General features: G+C 36.1%; 19 protein-coding genes. 10 read left to right on the top strand and 9 right to left on the bottom strand.

Annotated features, from left to right (window positions below; genetic code table 11):
* Window positions 1-88 precede the first annotated feature (88 nt).
* On the top strand, window positions 89-586 hold the full coding sequence (locus ACZ2G0_RS03045; RefSeq protein WP_470308948.1) for a hypothetical protein: 498 nt from the start codon (window positions 89-91) through the stop codon (window positions 584-586).
* A gap of 200 nt (window positions 587-786) precedes the next feature.
* On the opposite strand, the gene ACZ2G0_RS03040 is transcribed toward ACZ2G0_RS03045, so the two are convergent.
* From ACZ2G0_RS03040 to ACZ2G0_RS03030, 3 genes are all read right to left on the bottom strand, one after another.
* Window positions 787-1,443, bottom strand: coding sequence for an aspartate kinase (locus tag ACZ2G0_RS03040; RefSeq protein WP_470308947.1), 657 nt, complete (start codon window positions 1,441-1,443; stop codon window positions 787-789).
* A 120-nt stretch (window positions 1,444-1,563) separates the two neighbouring features.
* Window positions 1,564-1,923 (bottom strand): YraN family protein, encoded by a 360-nt coding sequence (locus ACZ2G0_RS03035; protein WP_470308946.1) that lies wholly within the window; start codon window positions 1,921-1,923, stop codon window positions 1,564-1,566.
* 47 nt (window positions 1,924-1,970) lie between these two features.
* A complete protein-coding gene (locus ACZ2G0_RS03030; RefSeq protein ID WP_470309809.1) occupies window positions 1,971-2,870 on the bottom strand; it encodes a S66 peptidase family protein in 900 nt (299 codons plus the stop codon).
* Window positions 2,871-3,112: 242 nt separating this feature from the next.
* Between ACZ2G0_RS03030 and ACZ2G0_RS03025 the strand changes: the two genes are divergently transcribed.
* Together ACZ2G0_RS03025 and ACZ2G0_RS03020 are read left to right on the top strand one after the other, a co-directional pair.
* Window positions 3,113-4,222, top strand: a complete 1,110-nt coding sequence (locus ACZ2G0_RS03025) for an endonuclease/exonuclease/phosphatase family protein (protein WP_470308945.1) — start codon at window positions 3,113-3,115, stop codon at window positions 4,220-4,222.
* 80 nt (window positions 4,223-4,302) lie between these two features.
* Entirely contained in the window at window positions 4,303-4,842 is a 540-nt protein-coding gene (locus tag ACZ2G0_RS03020) for a 3-hydroxyanthranilate 3,4-dioxygenase (protein WP_470308944.1), read from the top strand.
* Between the two features lie 91 nt (window positions 4,843-4,933).
* Here ACZ2G0_RS03020 and ACZ2G0_RS03015 read toward each other — a convergent pair whose 3' ends face one another.
* The gene (locus ACZ2G0_RS03015; protein ID WP_470308943.1) at window positions 4,934-5,893 is read right to left on the bottom strand and encodes an MBL fold metallo-hydrolase; all 960 of its coding nucleotides are present in this window, start codon (window positions 5,891-5,893) and stop codon (window positions 4,934-4,936) included.
* A 199-nt stretch (window positions 5,894-6,092) separates the two neighbouring features.
* On the opposite strand from ACZ2G0_RS03015, the gene amaB reads away from it, so the two are divergent.
* The gene (gene amaB / locus ACZ2G0_RS03010; protein ID WP_470308942.1) at window positions 6,093-7,646 is read left to right on the top strand and encodes an L-piperidine-6-carboxylate dehydrogenase; all 1,554 of its coding nucleotides are present in this window, start codon (window positions 6,093-6,095) and stop codon (window positions 7,644-7,646) included.
* 74 nt (window positions 7,647-7,720) lie between these two features.
* Here amaB and ACZ2G0_RS03005 read toward each other — a convergent pair whose 3' ends face one another.
* From ACZ2G0_RS03005 to ACZ2G0_RS02985, 5 genes are all read right to left on the bottom strand, one after another.
* On the bottom strand, window positions 7,721-8,218 hold the full coding sequence (locus ACZ2G0_RS03005) for a DUF6646 family protein (RefSeq protein WP_470308941.1): 498 nt from the start codon (window positions 8,216-8,218) through the stop codon (window positions 7,721-7,723).
* A gap of 46 nt (window positions 8,219-8,264) precedes the next feature.
* Entirely contained in the window at window positions 8,265-8,990 is a 726-nt protein-coding gene (locus ACZ2G0_RS03000; RefSeq protein WP_470308940.1) for a metallophosphoesterase, read from the bottom strand.
* A 308-nt stretch (window positions 8,991-9,298) separates the two neighbouring features.
* A complete protein-coding gene (locus ACZ2G0_RS02995) occupies window positions 9,299-10,447 on the bottom strand; it encodes a DUF5929 domain-containing protein (protein ID WP_470308939.1) in 1,149 nt (382 codons plus the stop codon).
* Between the two features lie 13 nt (window positions 10,448-10,460).
* Complete coding sequence (locus ACZ2G0_RS02990) at window positions 10,461-11,213, bottom strand: SDR family NAD(P)-dependent oxidoreductase (protein ID WP_470308938.1); 753 nt, start codon at window positions 11,211-11,213, stop codon at window positions 10,461-10,463.
* Between the two features lie 45 nt (window positions 11,214-11,258).
* Complete coding sequence (locus ACZ2G0_RS02985) at window positions 11,259-12,131, bottom strand: aldo/keto reductase (protein WP_470308937.1); 873 nt, start codon at window positions 12,129-12,131, stop codon at window positions 11,259-11,261.
* A 212-nt stretch (window positions 12,132-12,343) separates the two neighbouring features.
* Here ACZ2G0_RS02985 and ACZ2G0_RS02980 point away from each other — a divergent pair, with 212 nt between their 5' ends.
* The 6 genes from ACZ2G0_RS02980 to ACZ2G0_RS02955 all read left to right on the top strand — a co-directional run bounded on the left by ACZ2G0_RS02980 (window position 12,344) and on the right by ACZ2G0_RS02955 (window position 18,920).
* Window positions 12,344-13,348: an AAA family ATPase gene (locus ACZ2G0_RS02980; RefSeq protein WP_470308936.1), complete on the top strand. Its 1,005-nt coding sequence runs from the start codon at window positions 12,344-12,346 to the stop codon at window positions 13,346-13,348.
* Window positions 13,349-13,427: 79 nt separating this feature from the next.
* The gene (locus ACZ2G0_RS02975; protein WP_300284416.1) at window positions 13,428-14,291 is read left to right on the top strand and encodes a DUF58 domain-containing protein; all 864 of its coding nucleotides are present in this window, start codon (window positions 13,428-13,430) and stop codon (window positions 14,289-14,291) included.
* A gap of 55 nt (window positions 14,292-14,346) precedes the next feature.
* Window positions 14,347-15,978 (top strand): hypothetical protein, encoded by a 1,632-nt coding sequence (locus tag ACZ2G0_RS02970; RefSeq protein WP_470308935.1) that lies wholly within the window; start codon window positions 14,347-14,349, stop codon window positions 15,976-15,978.
* A complete protein-coding gene (locus ACZ2G0_RS02965) occupies window positions 15,978-16,979 on the top strand; it encodes a vWA domain-containing protein (protein WP_470308934.1) in 1,002 nt (333 codons plus the stop codon). The genes ACZ2G0_RS02970 and ACZ2G0_RS02965 overlap by 1 nt, the downstream gene beginning before the upstream one ends.
* Window positions 16,980-17,076: 97 nt before the next feature.
* Entirely contained in the window at window positions 17,077-18,111 is a 1,035-nt protein-coding gene (locus ACZ2G0_RS02960; protein WP_470308933.1) for a VWA domain-containing protein, read from the top strand.
* A 53-nt stretch (window positions 18,112-18,164) separates the two neighbouring features.
* Window positions 18,165-18,920 (top strand): tetratricopeptide repeat protein, encoded by a 756-nt coding sequence (locus tag ACZ2G0_RS02955; protein WP_470308932.1) that lies wholly within the window; start codon window positions 18,165-18,167, stop codon window positions 18,918-18,920.
* The last annotated feature ends 62 nt before the right edge of the window (window positions 18,921-18,982 follow it).

The following is an 18,982-nucleotide window of genomic DNA, read 5'->3' as shown; positions in this document are numbered from 1 at the left end:
AGTGGTGATTTTTCTACATTTCAGTATCTAAATTTGGTGTTATTGTGTAGTTGTGCGTCAGTTTACTGAACCGCGTAAAAAAGAAGAAATGAATTTTATAAAAAAATATTTTTTTAAATCAGAAAACACAAGAAAGGTAATTTTAACACTACAAATTTGTAAATTAGATTTAATTATTTCTGAATTTGAAAACTTTGAAATTATAAATTGTATTGAAGTTCTTGATGAATATAATTATGATTTATTGAAAGATTCAAATTTTAAGAGAATTGAATATATATTTGACAGAATTCTGCATTCCAAAACTAATATTCTAATTTGTGACACAAATTTTAGCATTCCTGATTTCCACAAAATCGATGAAATGCTTAAGCTGAAAAAAATGAATATTGATAAAATTTTAGTGCCGAATCAAACCAAAAGAAATAAATGGCTTGCTGAAGGACAAGAAATTTATAAAAATCATAGCCGTTGGATGGATGTTAGTCCAGGAAAACTTGAGGAAATATACGAAGAATTTGAGCAAAAAATTAAAAAGTTAAAATCAAGATATAAAAATACTGAAACTAAAATCTTAGAAATATAAAACCGAACCGATAACAGAGATTTGCAAAAATGGCGAGATATGTGGTAAATTCACGTTTATCGTTCGCAATAAATTTTATTTTAGCCGCAAATAATCGGTCACGAATTTCGCCACTTCATGAAGCCGCGAAACGTTAGATTTATTAACAAGAAAGCCGTTAGTTCTAAACTAACGGCTTTCTTGTTAACCAATTTTATTTTCTAATTCTTCAAATCCTTGATTACTTTAAAAGCAACATCAACTTGTTCTTCACTTACAAGAATAGTAAATTCATTTGAAGTCGAAATCACTTCGTTGATGATAATTCCTTCCCATGCTAAGCGTTGAAAAATAAAGTAATAAATCCCTGGAACAACAATATTTTCTTGAGGTAACTTAACGGTGATCGAAGCTAAATTTTCTAGTTTTTGAATTAGTTTTTCGTTTGTAAAATATTTTTCAACTAAGGCATTCACGCTATTGCTCAAAACGATATTGATTTCATTAACTCCTCTTGATGAGGTATAAAACACATCTGGAAAACCATTAATGTCTGCAATTAATTCTGCTTGTTTGTTTAGTACCGTTTCGGATACGGCAAAGGTGTAATCAGTCAATGCGGAACGCACCGTTATCTCACCAATATTTTTTATGACCTTGTTTATTTTATGATTCAGCCTAAAATCTAATTCTTCGGTTAGTCTCTTAAGCGCCATTACTACTGCACCTTGTTTCACTTCTTTACCAAATTCACTTTCTAGCTCTGACATAATATTCCGAGATAGAGAGGTCAAATTAATAATGCCTAAGGATAAAGCATTTAATAAAAAGGGTTTGGTTTTAATGTAATTTTCGACGATTGATGAAACAGTTTTCATGATACTTTTGTTATTTGTGGTGTTTTGTAGTGGTTGTTCTCCTTTACTTTTGTTTTAAATTATGGGTCAAAGATAGATAAAAAAACAATTTGTTACAAATATAACAATTAAAAAAAGCCTTTAAAAGTGATAAAAAGCATCGGTAAGGTGTTCAATTACAAAAGATTTGCCCTCTTTATGGATGGCGATAATGTCAAATCGCACGTCGAGATCAAGATTTTCTTGGTTGACATAAGCATCAATTGCCTTAGTGAGAAGTTGAATTTTCTTTGGTTTTACAAAGTCTTGCGGCAAACCAAATTCCAGTGATGATCTTGTTTTGACTTCGATTACCGCTAGGGTATTTTCTTTTTGAGCAACAATATCTACTTCGGCTTTTTGAAAAATCCAATTCGTAGCTAAGATAGTATAGCCGTCTTTTTCTAGAAATTCGACCGCCAATTCTTCGCCTAATTTACCTAAGTCGTTATGTTCAGCCATAAAAGTAAGGGTTAGCTAATTTGTAATGGAACGTTTCTAACACGCAACTAATCGTTAAATGATAAGCTACTTTTTGTGGGAGTTACCTCAATTGTCACCGTACTTCCTAAAATCAATGCTCTATTGTCTTGTATGTGTCCTGCTGGAAAATTATAGATCATCGGGATGTTGTAGTTTTTAGTGACTTCTTCCACGATTTGTAGTGCATTTTTCCCCCACGGGATATCGTTGTCTTTCATTTTGGTCATAGAACCAACCACAATTCCTTTAATGCTTTCAAGGCAGCCGTTGCGTTTTAAGTTCATCATCATGCGATCAATGTGATACAAGTACTCGTCTAAATCTTCAATGAAAAGAATTTTATCTTTACAATCAATAGCCGAAGGAGAACCAAGCAAGCTGTATAAAATAGAAAGATTTCCACCAACTAATTCTCCGGTCGCTTTCCCCATTTTGTTCATAGGTGCAGTGGTAATTTCGTAACGCAATCCCGTTCCAAAAAGAGACTGGCGCAAACTTTCAATCGCTTCTTTAGTCGCTCTTGGAACCGTTATAGGCATAACAGCGTGTAGGGTTTTAAACCCCATGGTGTTGAGGTGATTGTGTAAAACAGTAATATCGCTAAAACCAATAATCCATTTAGGATGCTTTTTGAAAGCAGTAAAATCAAGCAAGTCAATGATACGAACCGTACCGTAACCGCCTTTTACACACCAAATCGCTTTTATATTTGGATTGTCTAATTGTTTTTGAAAATCGGCAGCACGTTGTTCATCCGTTCCTGCCAGTTGGTTGTTATCCAGGCCAATAGTGCTACCTATTACAATCTCTAATCCCCAGCTGTGCGCCAAGTCAATTGCGGGTTTTAAATTATCGTCGATGTTTTTTCTGGCTGTGGCTAGAATGGCAATAGTATCTCCTTTTTGTAAAGTAGCAGGTGTGATCATGTGTGTTTGGGATTGACTGTTTGTGGAAAATAAGACTAGAATTAAAACAAATAATGTAGCAAGACTAAAACGCTGTGATAAATAGAAATAATAGAGTTTTTTAAAGATCATGCTACTTGTTTAAATGATTTTATGGGCTATACAGCCAATAAAACAAAGATAACTAATTTGAAAAATAATTGAAGCTTTCTGCGTTAAATGAAGTATTTTTACTTCAAAAGAAGGAATTAAATGCGGTCCAAATGATAAAACACAACATAATACTGGTTTTATTGCTCTTATTTATGCTGTCCAGTGGTTTTGGTCAGCAAAAAAACTACCGCATTCATACCGTTGCTTTTTATAACTTTGAAAATCTTTTTGATACTATTAATGATCCAAAAACGAAAGATGATGAATGGACACCAAGGGGAGCACAGCATTGGACTTCTAAAAAATACCATCAAAAACTAGAAAACTTATCTAGAGTGTTGCTCGAAATTGGATCCGGGGCAAACACCAATTCACCCACTTTTATCGCTTGTTCTGAAATCGAAAACCGAGGTGTTTTAGAAGATTTAATCAAACAGCCTAAACTGATTTCCAAAGAATACGGAATTATACATTTTGACTCCCCTGATAAAAGAGGAATTGATGTCGCTTTATTGTATCAGCGCAACTACTTCCGACCTACATCGTACACTAATATTCCGCTTTACGTCTATAAAAAGGAGCTGCCTAATCAGCAAGCGGTTACCATTGAACCAACTGAAAAAGCAGATGATGCCTTAGAAATCAACGACCAAAACAACCGTGTTTTTACCAGAGACCAACTTTTAGTAACTGGTTTTCTCGACGACGAAGAGATTCATATCATTGTAAATCATTGGCCTTCGCGGTCTGGCGGCGAAAAAAAATCGAGTCCGTTTCGAGAAGCCGCAGGTGCCTTAAACCGTAAAATCATTGATTCCTTGCAACGCCTTAATCCTAATGCCAAAGTAATAACCTTAGGTGATTTAAACGATGGACCTTTTAACAATAGTGTTAAAAAAGCATTGGGTGCCAAAGCTAAAAAAGCAGAGGTGCCACCCTTAGGTATCTACAATCCCTTTGAAGAAATGGCCAAAAAAGGGTTAGGAACAATTGCTTATAGAGATTCTTGGGATATTTTTGATCAAATTATGGTATCACAATCTTTGATAAGCAGTGATTTTTCGACCTACCAATATTGGAAAGCGGGAATCTATAATAAGCCTTTTTTAATCCAAACATCGGGGCAATATAAAGGCTATCCCAAGCGACATTCACCAACCGAAGTGGGTTTCAGCGACCATTTCCCCGTTTACATTTACTTGATTAAAGAAGTAAAATAAGCGAACACTTTGTGAATTTGTAAAGCCAGCATCACAAAGCTTTTTAGTAAATTAGCACTCAATATATAATTCAAAAAAATATGGCAATAGCTAAACCGTTCAACCTGACTAAATGGATCGAGGACAACCGCCAATTATTAAAACCACCGGTGGGGAACAAGAATTTGTACATTGAATCTGGTGATTACATCGTGATGGTCGTGGCAGGCCCAAATGCGCGTAAAGATTATCATTATAACGAAACCGAAGAGCTTTTTTACCAACTTGAAGGCAGTATAAAAGTGATCATTCAAGAGGATGGTGTCCGTAAAGAAATGGAGCTGAATGCTGGCGATATGTATTTGCATCCCGCCGAAACTCCGCATTCTCCTGTTCGCTCTGAGGGTTCTATCGGGCTGGTTATCGAGCGCAAACGTGCCGGTCAAGGTTTTGTCGATGGACTGCTTTGGTTTTGTGATAACTGCAATCATAAACTGCACGAAGTCTATTTTGAGTTAACGGATATCGAAAAAGATTTTTTGCCTCATTTCGAACATTTCTATAATTCAGAGGATTTACGTACGTGCACTTCATGCGGAACCGTTATGGAGGCCGACCCCCGATTTGTGGCTCAAAAATAAGTAGTTTTAGGAGCTATTTCCTGCTGTCCGTTCTATCTATTCCTTCTTAAAGAAAGAAGGAATAGGATGCCACTTCCATCAGGGCTAGGCGCTATAACTCAAATCGAACACCCTGCTCTGGAAAATAAAGATCCAATCCTAGATTGTTTTCTTGAATGAGCTGCTCCTTAATTTTTAGCATAGCGCTAGTAGGAGGCTTAAGGTGCGTTATAACAATTTTACAACTTCGCAAGTCTTTTTCTCCTGTTAAGTTGGCTAAAACCTGTAACTCTTCCAGTAAGAGTTTTGGTGTTAAGTGACCGTATAAAGAACCTTCAGCCTGCTCGTTTGGAAACGATACTTCAATAAATAATCCTTTGAGTTGTTTGTTTTTTATTAAAGGTGCAATGGCTTCCCATAAGGAAAATAAGTGGGTGCTTTTTTCTATACGATCGGCTCCCGTATCGCCTAAGTATAGCGCATAAGCGTCCTTGTCTTTTATTAAAAAAGCAGTGCTTTCATATGGATTTACATGACTTAAAGGGAAAGCCTTTACCGTCATTGTAGTATTGTTAATAGCAGTTGATGTAAGTGGTTGCAGTGTTTGAAAATGGTATTTCTTAAGCGGAAACCCCAGACCTTCATCACCAAAATTAGCCCAAGTTTCACCATTAAAATAGTGTTTTTGCATCAGTTGCATGCATTGATTCGTGGCATAAACTGTCTTCGCAGCATCTGCAGGTGAATTGATAATTAATCCTGATACATGATCTAGGTGAGCGTGGGAAATAAAATAGCCTTTAATGTACTCCTGTAAAACAGTGTTAGCGGATACCGTGAAAGTAGTATTTGCAATTGCTTTTTCTATTCCCGCATTGATCGTTCCTGCATCTAAACAGATGTAGTCCTGACTGTTTGTTGGCGCGAGTAGATAAGCTGATAAATTGGTTTCGTCACTACCACCTTTAACTCCCAAAGGCACCACTTGAAAACGGGACAGACTTGCCTTTTGAGCAAAACCGCAATAGGTAGTACCAAATAACAAAAGTGTAAAATAGAGGATGGCGCGCATAGGATGATTTTAAGTCTTATTTAAAAAAGTAAATTTAAGGTTCTTTATTTAAATCTAATTTATTGTCGATAGTATTTACTTGCTTCATATTTATTTTAACTTTACTCTAAGATGTTATTTTATAGTTTGATTCTGTAAATCCAACTTGAAATAGTATATTTGTAATAAGAATATAACAATTTTAACCAAAAAAGTTACAATGATAACAATAGCAAATCAATTCGGAATGAAAGAGGCTTTGACTCAATTGGGTATAAAGGACATAAATGAAGGAACTTCAACAGGATTAAATCACTTTTCAAATGGAGATCTACTCGAAAGTTTTTCACCTGTAGATGGTCAATTGATTGCCAAAGTTAAAACCACCACCGCTGCTGATTATGAAAAAGTAATGGAGTCAGCAACTGCTGCTTTTAAATCTTTTAGAACAATGCCAGCACCGCAACGTGGAGAAATTGTACGTCAGTTTGGAGAAAAATTACGTAAAAATAAAGAAGCATTAGGTAAGCTCGTTTCTTATGAAATGGGTAAATCCTTGCAAGAAGGATACGGTGAAGTCCAAGAAATGATTGATATCTGCGATTTCGCAGTAGGACTTTCTCGCCAGCTACATGGATTGACCATGCACTCGGAGCGTCCAGGACACCGTATGTATGAGCAATACCACCCAATGGGAGTGGTTGGAATCATTTCAGCATTTAACTTTCCAGTAGCCGTTTGGGCGTGGAATACCGCACTAGCTTGGATTTGTGGCGATGTGTGCGTTTGGAAACCATCTGAGAAAACGCCATTGTGTGGAATAGCCTGTCAAAATATTATAGCTGAGGTTATCAAAGAAAATAATTTACCTGAAGGGATCTCGTGTTTGATCAACGGTGATTACAAAGTGGGTGAAATGATGACAAGCGATAAACGCGTACCATTAATTTCAGCTACGGGTTCTACTCGCATGGGAAAAATTGTAGCACAAACTGTGGCGGGACGATTAGGGAAATCATTATTAGAATTAGGTGGAAACAATGCAATTATTGTAACACCCGATGCTGATATTAAGATGACTGTTATTGGAGCGGTATTTGGAGCAGTTGGTACGGCGGGACAACGTTGTACTTCAACACGTCGTTTAATAATTCATGAAAGTATCTATGAAACGGTTAAGGATGCTGTGGTTTCGGCTTACGGTCAATTGCGCATAGGAAACCCATTAGACGAAAACAATCACGTAGGTCCAGTTATTGATACGCATGCGGTACAAATGTACAACCATGCACTTGCTAAAGTTGTGGCTGAAGGTGGTAAAATTTTAGTTGAAGGTGGCGTACTCACGGGAGAAGGGTATGAAAGTGGTTGTTATGTTAAGCCAGCGATCGCTGAGGCGGATAACTCATTTGAAATCGTTCAACACGAAACTTTTGCACCCGTATTGTACTTGCTTAAATACTCCGGAACGGTTGAAGATGCTTTAGCGATTCAAAACGGTGTGGCGCAAGGTTTATCATCAGCGATTATGACTAATAATTTACGTGAAGCTGAGTTGTTCTTATCTGTTGTAGGATCTGATTGCGGAATTGCAAATGTAAACATTGGTACTTCGGGAGCAGAAATAGGTGGTGCTTTTGGTGGAGAAAAAGAAACGGGTGGCGGAAGAGAATCAGGATCGGATGCTTGGAAAGTGTACATGCGTCGTCAAACAAATACCATTAATTATACTACTAGTTTGCCTTTGGCACAAGGAATCAAATTTGATTTGTAGTAGGAACACACGATAAAAAAAAGGCAATTTTGAGTGAATCAAAATTGCCTTTTTTTATGCTTATTATCGGAATGCTATAAATTAAAAGAAGCGCCTATATTTAATGCAAATTGATTGTTTAATCGTCCAAAACCGGTTACAGTTTTGTCATATTTCGCAATTGGTACACTGGCCTCAGTAAATAAACCAAAACCATCTGACAAGAAATAACGAAATCCTAAATGGCCACCAAAATTTTTCAATCCTAAATCAATTCCAGGATATAGATCCATTTTTGATCCAAGTTCAAATACATCTCCCAAGTTGGCATTAAAACGTGCTTTTATATCAATACGATCTTGGAAAACTGGAATTTCACCCAAGGCGTTTGACCGAACAGAAAGTAAATAATTACCAGTAAATCCCACCGAAATATTTTCGCCTAGTCCAAAATCTGTAGAGAGGTAAATTCCTGTTCCACCATCTTGCAGGTTTGTTCCTATTTGTCCTTTAACGTCTCCTTTTCCTTTAAAGGCTTGTGCTTGTATCAAGCAAGCAGTAAAAAGAACTAAGACAGTCAGTACTTTTTTCATGATTTTTATTTAAAATTTGTAGGCTGTAAATGTAGCTATTTTTAGGCTAATTTCGGCCCTTTTCATCAAAATACAGCTGATGTAAGGGTTCGCTTTGCCAAAACTCTTTTGTGTCCACATCCATAATTGTAAGTGGTCCTTTGAAGGCTGCTCCTGTATCTACATTCCAAATACACGCTTTTTGTACAGGTACTGTCATTCCAATTCGGGTAACCGGAGTATGTCCTAGATACACTTCATCGTATAATGTCAATCTTTTTGGATACAATAAATCATTTGGCTTGATACTAGGGTCAAGTGATAGCGCCGTTTCCCATAGGGTACGATCCCAATAAAATAATTTAGGATAGAACTCATATTTAACACCATTCATATTGGTGAATCCTGCATGAACAAATAATCGGTTTTTTTCGTCCAGGTGATAGTCGTCTAACGAGGTTAAGAATTGAATATGTCGTTCCTTAGTCTCTGCTTGCACTTTGGCGTAAGCATTAACAGTCGCTTCTCCACCATGGTTGTACCATAATAAATTGTCCTTGCTGTCTTGAAGCCAATGCAATAAGAGTTCGTCGTGATTTCCTCTTATAAAAATACAATCATTAGTAGTATTTAACTCCATTAAATAATCAAGTACCTGAGGCGATTGGCTCCATCCGTCGACATAATCTCCTAAAAAAATTAGACGGTCTTTTGATGTAACCTGGGCTCTTTCTATAATTTGGTGTAGGGCGCGTAAACCGCCATGTATATCACCTATAACAAGTGTTCTCATTTTATATGTGGTCAATCGGGATTATACAAACAACGTAAGGGTTGTTTTTTCTAAAAAGATAAAAATAAACAAAAGAGTTAGGAAGCGATAATTTTTAACGGTTTTTATTTTTAATACCAGTTAATAAAGGTGTTTTACTTAATTTAAAAGAGATGAAATATCACTAAATTTAGTGATTGTTTAGTGTTAATTATTTTTTGTAACTTTACAAAAACATACAAACACGAAACAGATGAACACACTTATTACTTTGTCGATATTGATTATCAGAACGATACTAAGTTTACTTAATGATGTGTTATCTTTTTTTAACCTTCACCTTTAGTATCGTACTTCATTTTCCTGACTACTCTCATAGCTTCCTTGAAGGAAGAATAAACAGTAGGATATACCTTAAGGAGTGTTTTAGCGTCTATTAGTTTTTCTCTAGCTTCCGCAAATCCATTTAAATAACAAATAAGTAGTGCTGAGGGTAAGTTTTCTAAATCCTTAAGGGCTTTCTCATTTAATTGAAAACCTTTTTTTAGGGTAAGCAGCAAGGCCAAGTTGGCGTTGTAAATATGATAAAGTACTTTTTTATTGTATTCAGGTGGCTGAAAAAGCATTTCGCTTTCTATTTTATAATAGCCATTTTCATAAAAATAAATCGTTTTTTTCTCTAGCGGATAATAAGTTGTTTTATCATTTAACCCTAACGGGATGTATTCAACAATTGTAAAACTATCTTCGTCATAATTGATGGTGACCACATCTTGAGCGGAATAAAACAGTTTAATTTGCTCATTGATTAGCTCAATATCCACTCTTGACAAAAAAGTCTTGTCTCTAATTTTTTTTGGAATACCGGCCCAACAAATAACGAATAACTCCTTAAATACTTTGTACTTAGGCGACATGTCTTTGTGTCTAAAATTCATGAAATCAAAAACACCATCTAAAGTATATTGTATATTGTTTCGTGAATTATTTTCAATATCAATGACTGTTTCCGTATTTAGGTAATTTTTTTCAATAGGTTCTATAGTAGGAGTAGTGTTGCTTCCGCGTCGTATAAAGGTACTATTTGCAATAATGGTATGAATTCCTTTTTTAAAATGCGAAGGTTTGTTTTTAGGTTTAATGGTCACCAGTCCTACAACCTTGTCTTTGGGTAAATTAGGAAAAGGAACGTTTTCGTATTGAATTTTGGGAGGGTTTTCTAGATAAGCATTCACTAAATTCTGAATCCGACTATCGTCAAAAAAATCGTCCCCAATTATTTCATTGTCTTGGTCCTCAACGCCCACTACAATATAGGAATTGTTGGCCGGATTAGAGTTGGATAAGGCGCAAATGTGTTTTAGGAATTTGGCCTTACCTTCTCTAGTATGTAAGTTCAATTGGCGCTTTTTATCGTAAAAACTGCTCTCGTCATTATGAGCAAGTAAATTTTTGATTAAAAGGCGTTTATTGATCATAGCGCTTTTTTTTTTAATCTCTTTTCACAATAGTTGATGAAGCTTGTGCGGTACTCATCACGATCAAGTCAGCGATATTAACATGATAGGGTCTTGAGACTACAAAGTGTATAATATCGGCTATATCCGCTGCTTGCAGGGGCGTGAATCCTTTATATACATTTTCAGCGCGGTTGGAGTCGCCTTTAAATCGTACTTCACTAAACTCGGTTTCAACCATACCTGGATGAATGGCGCCTACGCGAATTCCAAACGGATTTAAGTCAATACGCATTCCCTGATTTAAGGCATCAACGGCGTGTTTAGAAGCACAATATACGTTTCCATTTGGGTACACTTCTTTGGCAGCCGTAGATCCAATATTGATAATATGGCCTGATTTTCTTTCGATCATTTGCGGGATCACCGCTTTAGAAACATATAAAAGCCCTTTTACGTTGATATCAATCATCGCGTCCCAGTCGTCAATGTCTCCTGTTTGAATAGGATCTAGACCATGCGCATTTCCAGCGTTGTTTATCAATACATCGATAGTTGAGAAATTTTCAGGCAAATTATGTATCGATTCGAACACACTATTTTTGTTCCTTACATCAAACTGCAGGCAGTGCACCTCGGTAAAAGCACTTAATTCTTGTTTGAGTTCTAGTAAACGATCTTCCCGTCTGCCGCATAAAATAACGCGGTAATTATTTTTGGCTAAAATTTGGGCTGTTGCTTTACCAATGCCACTGGTAGCACCAGTTATTAAGGCTGTTTTATTCATTTTTATTTATTTATGGTATTTCTCGTTTAATGGTCAATTTTTAAATCAAGGTACATCTTCTCCCATGCTTTCAGACCAAATGGCGAACCAATCTTCTTTTTCTAATTCTAAGGCTACGGCTTTGTGTAATGCTTGGATACGCGCGACATTCACGGTACCCGCTATCGGTATTACTTTAGCAGGATGTTTTAAAACCCACGATAATAAAAGTGTGTCGGATCCTAAACCATATTTAGAGACGAGTGTTGCTAATAATTTTTTCAAGCGGTGGGTTTGCGGCAAATCAGTTCTAAAAACAGATCCTAATGGATTCCATGACATGGGACGAATATTGTGGATTTGCATATAATCCAAACTGCCATCAAGCATCGGTTCGTAATTAGTAGCTGAAAATTGGATTTGGTTGTAATTTACGGCTGTTTTTTGACGAATTAAATCGGTTTGAGAAGTCGTAAAATTAGACAATCCAAAATCGATAATTTTACCATCTGATTTTAGCTTTTCAATTGCTTCGGCAATTTCATCTGATCGCATCAAAGGGCTCGGTCTGTGCAATAAAAAAACGTCTAAATAGTCTGTTTGTAAATTAGTTAAAGAGCGTTCAGCTGATGCAATTATATGTTCTTTAGAGTAATCGTAATGTTTGATTTTGTTATTGCGGTTTTCGGCAATCATCTGAATTCCACATTTCGAAATTAACTGCATTTTATCTCGTGCAATTTGGCTGGCTGCAAAAGCTTTTCCAAAGGCTTCTTCGGTCGTGTAGGAACCGTAAATATCGGCATGATCGAAAGTGGTAATTTTGTTTTCTAAGCAAATTTGAATCATGCTTTCCATTTCATTTATGGTCAGGTTTTTATCCCAAACACCCCAGTTCATGGTTCCAGCAATAATAGGTGATAATGTTGTTTTAGTCATGGCTTTTATTTTTATTCGAAATCACTAATAATCGGATTTCTAGGTATATTTTTTAAAGTTCTTAAAAATATAAAAATTGTATCATAATTCGTCCTTAAAATTAAGGGGTTGACGGAAGTTTTAACCATTTTTTAACATCTTACCTCTAAAAAAAAATTCAATTTGCACTCTCAAATATAAGGCATTAAATTCAAGGTTTTAAAAATAATAATATGGAAGAGAATACATCGACTTTAGACATTAGAGCAATCAATGAAAAGATAGAGAGAGAGAGCGCATTTATTGACCTTCTATCAATGGAAATGAACAAAGTGATTGTGGGTCAAAAGCACATGGTTGAACGATTATTGATTGGATTACTAGGACAAGGGCACATTTTATTAGAAGGAGTACCTGGATTAGCGAAGACTTTAGCAATAAACACTTTGTCGCAAGCAATTCATGGCTCTTTTAGTCGTATTCAGTTTACACCAGATTTATTACCTGCCGATGTTGTAGGTACAATGATTTACAATATTAAAGCAAATGAATTCTCGATCAAAAAGGGACCTATTTTTGCCAATTTTGTCCTTGCCGATGAGATTAACCGTGCGCCTGCCAAGGTACAATCAGCTTTGCTTGAAGCGATGCAAGAAAAGCAAGTAACTATTGGTGATACTACTTTTAAACTAGACAGACCGTTCCTAGTACTAGCAACTCAAAACCCTGTGGAGCAAGAAGGAACGTACCAATTGCCAGAAGCGCAAGTGGATCGTTTTATGCTAAAAACAGTTATTGATTATCCTAAAATGGATGAAGAACGCTTAGTAATTCGTCAGAATTTAAAAGGAAGCTACTCGAAAGTAAACCAAGTCGTTTCAGTAGAGCAAATTTTACGTGCTCAAGAGGCAGTTCGTGAGGTTTACATGGATGAGAAAATAGAAAAATACATTCTAGATATTGTTTTTGCAACGCGTTACCCTGAGAAATACAAACTAGCTGAATTGAAGCCTTTGATTAGTTTTGGTTCGTCTCCGCGTGGAAGTATCAATTTAGCTGTAGCGGCGAAATGTTATGCTTTTATCAAACGTCGTGGGTATGTTATTCCTGAGGATGTACGTGCCGTAGTGCATGATGTATTGCGTCATAGAATTGGAATTACGTATGAGGCAGAAGCAGAAAATATTACGTCAATAGATATCATTAATAAAATCGTAAACGAAGTAGAAGTTCCATAAAGTGCATAGTAATAAGTGAATCGTACGGAGCCTTGGCTTGTTACTATTCACTATTCACTAATTACTAATTACTAAAAAAATGGATACAAAAGACCTTTTAAAAAAAGTACGTAAAATAGAAATCAAAACCCGAAGATTGAGTGATCACATCTTTTCGGGGGAATACCATACGTCGTTCAAAGGCCGCGGAATGACATTTAGTGAAGTACGCCAATATCAATACGGAGATGATATTCGAAATATTGATTGGAATGTTACCGCACGTTACAACGAAGCACACGTAAAAGTTTTTGAGGAAGAGCGGGAGTTAACCATGATGCTAATGGTTGATATTTCGGGTTCAGAAAGTTTTGGATCTAAAAATCAATTCAAGAAAGATATTGTTACCGAGATAGCAGCAACAATGGCTTTTTCGGCAACGCAGAATAATGATAAGATAGGACTGATTTTGTTTTCAGACCAAATTGAATTGTATATCCCTCCTAAAAAAGGCCGTTCGCATGTACTGCGTATTATTCGAGAATTGATTGAATTCCATCCGCAAAGCAACAAAACGGATCTATCGCAAGCGTTAAAGTTTTTGTCCAGCACACAAAAAAAGAAAGCCATTGTATTTGTGATTTCTGATTTCATGTGTGATGGATACGACCAAACTTTAAAAATTGCTGCCAAGAAGCATGATATCACGGGTATTAGAGTGTACGATAGTAGAGAACAAAGTATGCCTAACCTAGGAATGGTGCCTATGCTTGACGCTGAAACGGGCACGGTCCAATTAGTTGATACAGGATCAAAATCCGTTCGCTTTAATTACGAAAAGTATTATAATGAACAGCTAAACTATTTTAAAGAAACGTTTAGTAAATCAGGTTCAGGAGTTGTAAATACAAGAGTTGATGAAAGCTATGTAACCAAGCTATTAGGTTATTTTAAATCGAGATAAAGCATTTTCCCAAATCCTCCTGATAGAGGTGTTGAAAACAACTGTTTCAAACAACATGAAAAAAAATAAATACCTACTTATACTACTACTATGTTCTACCGTTTTTGCACAACAAAAACGAGTAGTAACTAGCATAGATACTACAAGAAATAAAATAGGCGCCGAGTTTAAACTAACAGTCAAAACTTCAGTAGATACCTTATCTAAAGTGGTGTTTCCTAATTTAAAAAATATCGGTGCGCTGGAGGTTATTCAATCCTATCCTGTAGATACGGTTAAAAATAACGACCGTTATGAGTTAATCAAAAAGTATGGTTTAACACAATTCGACTCCGGGAAGTACACGATTCCAAGTATAAAGATTTTGATCAATAGCAAATCCTACATGACTGATTCTATCGCGGTAGAGGTAGCGAATGTGCAGGTAGATACATTAAAGCAAAAAATGTATGACATCAAGGACATTCAACCTGCAGCTGATGAAATTGGAAATTGGTGGAAGTATCTTTTAGTATTGGCACTAATTGCAGGTATTGGAGCCGCGATTTATTGGTACATCAAAAAATACCAAAAGAAAAAAATAGAAGCTGAAGTCTATAAAACACCAATTGAAAAAGCGACAAGTTTACTTAATGTTCTGGAACAAAAAGAACTTTGGCAAAAAGGAGAAGTAAAAGAATATTACAGTGAACTGACGGATATTGCTCGTAATTATATCGAAGAAGCGATTGAGATTCCGGCAATGGAAAGCACCACTTCTGAATTAATTGTAGCATTAAGAGCGGCTTCCCTAAAAAAGAAAATGAGTGTTTCGCAAGAAACCATCGAAAATTTAGAGCGTGTATTAAAACAAGCCGATTTAGTGAAGTTTGCCAAATCGAAACCACTTGACTTTGAAATTACGGAAGATAAAAACAAAATTCAAAAGGCAATTTTGACTTTAGACAATGCTATTCCTGTCGAGGTTCCTGAGGAAGAGGATACTTTATTAAACGAAGCGCAACGTCAAAAACAAGTACAAATTCAGCTCAAGAAAAAGCGAAACAAGCGAATTGTTTTAAGTATAGCGGCAGTTGTGGTTTTACTGACATTGGTTGCGGCTTACTTTATAGCGACTAAAGGGTTTACCTATGTAAAAGACAATATTATTGGGCATCCTACTAAGGAATTACTCGAATCAGAATGGGTAAAAAGTGAGTATGGAAATCCAAGTGTTTTGATCGAAACGCCTAAGGTTCTTAAACGAATCGATTTGACTAAGTCGCTACCTAAAGAAGGTTTGGCACTCATCAAGGATATGCAGTCTTTTGTGTACGGAAGCTTTGTCGACAATTTCTACTTGATGGTTTCTACCGTTAATTACAAGCAGGAGTCACAAATTGATCTAAAAAAGTCAATGGAGGTTACACTGCAAACGCTAGAATCGCAAGGAGCGAAAAATATGATCGTGAAACAGGAAGATTTCCAAACTGCTGAAGGTATTAGCGGACTTAAATCATACGGAACGTTTTCAAGAGTGAATGACGAAACGAATAGTAGAGAAGATTTGTATTATGAAATTGTTTTATTTAGTCAAAACGGTGGCTTGCAACAAATTCTAATTTTCCATGAGCAGGGAGATACCTATGCAGATCAAATTGCAGAACGCGTTTTAAGCTCTGTCGAATTAAAAATAGCAACTAAATAATGGGAAAATTAACATTTTTAAATCCTGAGTTTTTCTGGTTGTTTCTATTGATACCACTGGCCGTATTTTGGCTTTTTTATAAAAGAAACCAGCAAGTAGCTACACTAAAAATTAGTTCAATTAAAGGATTTCAAGGAAACACTTCACTATTAGTAAAGTTAAAGCCGTATCTAAGCGTATTGCGATTAGTTGCTTTGAGTTCATTAATTATTGCTTTGGCACGACCAAGAACAGTTGATATTAGTAATAAAACTAAAACGACTAAAGGGATCGATATCGTGATGGCAGTTGACGTTTCAGGAAGTATGTTGGCGAAAGATTTAAAGCCTAACCGAATGGAAGCCTTAAAAAGAGTAGCTGCTGATTTCGTCCAAGAACGACCTAACGACCGCATTGGACTGGTTGTTTATGCGTCTGAAGCCTACACGAAGACTCCGGTTACAAGTGATAAAGCGGTAGTTGAAGAAGCCATAAAAAGCATTAAATACGATAATGTTTTGCAAGACGGAACAGGAATTGGAATGGGTTTAGCAACTGCCGTAAACCGATTGAAGGATAGTAAAGCCAAGAGTAAAATCGTCATTTTGCTAACGGATGGAGTTAACAACGCCGGATTTATTGAGCCTGAAACAGCTGCTGATATCGCTAAGCAATATGGTATTAAAGTATACACAATAGGTTTAGGTAGTAACGGTATGGCCGAATCACCTTATGCAGTAGGACCGAACGGTCAATTGCTTTTCCAGATGATGAAAGTAGAAATAGACGAACAGTTGATGAAAAACATTGCTCGTAAAACCGATGGAAAATATTTTAGAGCAACCAGCAATGATAAATTGGCCGAAATATATAATGAGATTAATAAATTAGAAACAACCGAGATCGAAGAATTAAAGTTCTACGATTATGACGAAAAGTACAGAGCATTTGTGTGGATTGCAGGCCTTTTATTATTGCTTGAAATTGGATTAAGAAATACGGTTTATAAAAGTTTTATTTAAAAATGGAGTAAAGAGAGTTATAAATGGCTCTCTGTAACGTAAAATAATTTAGTGTACTTTGTGCTAAGCCTTAGTGCCCTTAGTGTTTATTAATTATATGGAATTAGACGAAATAAAATATTTATACTTACTTTTTTTACTACCGCTGATCGTAGCATTATTTCTTTTCAATATGTATTGGAAACGAAAAAAGCAACGCGAGTTTGGTGATTTAGAAGCGATTAAGTTATTAAGCCCTGATCGATCGGTTTTTAAACCGGTTTTGAAGATTGTTGTGGTTTTAGTAGCGTTGGCTGCCTTGATAATAGGTTTAGTGAATCCAAAGATTGGTACTAAGATGGAAACCGTGAAGCGTGAAGGAATAGACATTGTATTTGCAATGGACGTTTCTAAAAGTATGCTAGCCGAAGACGTTGCACCCAACCGTTTGGATAAAAGCAAGCAAATTGTGTCTCAAATCATCAATCAATTAGGAAATGACCGAATAGGAATTGTTGCTTATGCAGGAAATGCTTTTCCGGTTTTACCAATTACAAGCGACTATAGTGTTGCTAAGATGTTCTTGCAAAGTATGAATACGGACATCGTTTCTTCAAGAGGAACTTCTCTTGATGAGGCTATCAAATTGTCAGCTACTTATTTTGATGAAAAAAGTAAAACAAGCAAACTCTTGATCTTAATTTCGGATGGTGAAGACCATTCAGAAGGAGCACAAGCCGCAGCCGAGGAAGCCAATAAGTTGGGCATGCGAATTATAACGGTTGGTGTGGGTACTGAAAAAGGAGGTACGATACCTTTAAAAGTAAACGGAATTGTTCAAGGCTACCAACGGGATCAAAACGATGAGGTCGTTGTTACCAAATTAAACAAACCCGGTTTAGAGCTTATCGCCAAAGTAACCAAAGGAGGTTATGTAAGCGGAAATAATACGAAGGAAGTTTTGGAATATGTCAAAAAGACCTTAGATACCATTCAAAAAACAGAATTTGAATCGACTCAAATGGCCGATTTTCAATCGCAGTTTCAGTGGTTCATCGGTTTTGGTTTTGTATTGTTGCTGTTAGATCTTTTCTTATTAGAGAAAAAAACAAGCTGGGTTAAAAAGTTAGACCTATTTAACGAAGAAAAATAAATGTCAAGTCCGTCAGTATACCAACTGATTAGGAGTAAGATAACAAAATAAAAATGAAAGATTTTAAAACCTACTTATTTACTTTTTTTGCACTGTTCTTCATAGGAGCGGCGCCGCTTTTGGCGCAAGAAAAAGATAAAAGTTTGCCTGCAGCAAATGAGGAATACGTTGCCAAAAATTTTGCGGATGCGGAAGCTGATTACCGAATTTCGAATTCAAAATTTCCTAATCGTTCCGTAGCACCTTTTAATTTAGGAAATGCAATTTACAAGCAAAATCAAGCATCGGAGGCAAAGTACGCTTACGCAAAAGCACTAAAGAACGCAAAATCCAGACTGCAAAAACACAAGGCTTTCCATAACCTTGGAAATGCTTTCATGAAAGAGAAAAATTATACCGAAGCGGTTGAAGCCTATAAAAATGCTTTACGTAACGGTCCTTCTGATGAGGAAACAAGGTACAATTTTGCTTTAGCGAAGAAAATGCTAAAAGAAAATCCGCCAAAACAAAACAAGGACAAGGATAAAAAAGACAAGGACAAAGACAAAGACAAGAAGGATCAAGATAAAAAAGATCAGGACAAGAAAGACCAAGATAAAAAGGATCAAGACAAAGATAAAAAAGACGATAAAAACAAAGACGGCAAAAATAAAGAAGACAAAAAACCACAACCTAAACCGGGCGGGATTTCTAAAGACAGATTAAACAATCTTCTTGATGCTGTAAATAACGAAGAGAAAAAAGTACAAGACAAGGTAAATGCCAAAAAAGTAAAAGGGCAACCGACCAAGACCGAGAAAGATTGGTAGTCAAAAAAATGAAGTAAACAAGTCGACAAAAAGACGGTACATCCATAATGAATACAGGGATT

Source organism: Flavobacterium sp. KKT103, from assembly GCF_055640565.1.
Note: the sequence above shows the minus strand (reverse complement) of the source record. Positions and strands in the feature narration are given on the sequence as shown.

What these genes read in the sequence shown, in the direction of transcription:
- ACZ2G0_RS02955 (WP_470308932.1), top strand. Translation starts at nt 18,165, where the DNA reads ATGAAAGATTTTAAAACCTACTTATTTACTTTTTTTGCACTGTTCTTC.
- ACZ2G0_RS03005 (WP_470308941.1), bottom strand. Translation starts at nt 8,218, where the DNA reads ATGAAAAAAGTACTGACTGTCTTAGTTCTTTTTACTGCTTGCTTGATA.
- ACZ2G0_RS03020 (WP_470308944.1), top strand. Translation starts at nt 4,303, where the DNA reads ATGGCAATAGCTAAACCGTTCAACCTGACTAAATGGATCGAGGACAAC.
- ACZ2G0_RS03040 (WP_470308947.1), bottom strand. Translation starts at nt 1,443, where the DNA reads ATGAAAACTGTTTCATCAATCGTCGAAAATTACATTAAAACCAAACCC.
- ACZ2G0_RS03025 (WP_470308945.1), top strand. Translation starts at nt 3,113, where the DNA reads ATGATAAAACACAACATAATACTGGTTTTATTGCTCTTATTTATGCTG.
- ACZ2G0_RS03035 (WP_470308946.1), bottom strand. Translation starts at nt 1,923, where the DNA reads ATGGCTGAACATAACGACTTAGGTAAATTAGGCGAAGAATTGGCGGTC.
- ACZ2G0_RS02980 (WP_470308936.1), top strand. Translation starts at nt 12,344, where the DNA reads ATGGAAGAGAATACATCGACTTTAGACATTAGAGCAATCAATGAAAAG.
- ACZ2G0_RS03030 (WP_470309809.1), bottom strand. Translation starts at nt 2,870, where the DNA reads ATGATCACACCTGCTACTTTACAAAAAGGAGATACTATTGCCATTCTA.
- ACZ2G0_RS02995 (WP_470308939.1), bottom strand. Translation starts at nt 10,447, where the DNA reads ATGATCAATAAACGCCTTTTAATCAAAAATTTACTTGCTCATAATGAC.
- ACZ2G0_RS03000 (WP_470308940.1), bottom strand. Translation starts at nt 8,990, where the DNA reads ATGAGAACACTTGTTATAGGTGATATACATGGCGGTTTACGCGCCCTA.
- ACZ2G0_RS03045 (WP_470308948.1), top strand. Translation starts at nt 89, where the DNA reads ATGAATTTTATAAAAAAATATTTTTTTAAATCAGAAAACACAAGAAAG.
- ACZ2G0_RS02975 (WP_300284416.1), top strand. Translation starts at nt 13,428, where the DNA reads ATGGATACAAAAGACCTTTTAAAAAAAGTACGTAAAATAGAAATCAAA.
- ACZ2G0_RS02990 (WP_470308938.1), bottom strand. Translation starts at nt 11,213, where the DNA reads ATGAATAAAACAGCCTTAATAACTGGTGCTACCAGTGGCATTGGTAAA.
- ACZ2G0_RS02965 (WP_470308934.1), top strand. Translation starts at nt 15,978, where the DNA reads ATGGGAAAATTAACATTTTTAAATCCTGAGTTTTTCTGGTTGTTTCTA.
- amaB (WP_470308942.1), top strand. Translation starts at nt 6,093, where the DNA reads ATGATAACAATAGCAAATCAATTCGGAATGAAAGAGGCTTTGACTCAA.
- ACZ2G0_RS02985 (WP_470308937.1), bottom strand. Translation starts at nt 12,131, where the DNA reads ATGACTAAAACAACATTATCACCTATTATTGCTGGAACCATGAACTGG.
- ACZ2G0_RS02970 (WP_470308935.1), top strand. Translation starts at nt 14,347, where the DNA reads ATGAAAAAAAATAAATACCTACTTATACTACTACTATGTTCTACCGTT.
- ACZ2G0_RS02960 (WP_470308933.1), top strand. Translation starts at nt 17,077, where the DNA reads ATGGAATTAGACGAAATAAAATATTTATACTTACTTTTTTTACTACCG.
- ACZ2G0_RS03015 (WP_470308943.1), bottom strand. Translation starts at nt 5,893, where the DNA reads ATGCGCGCCATCCTCTATTTTACACTTTTGTTATTTGGTACTACCTAT.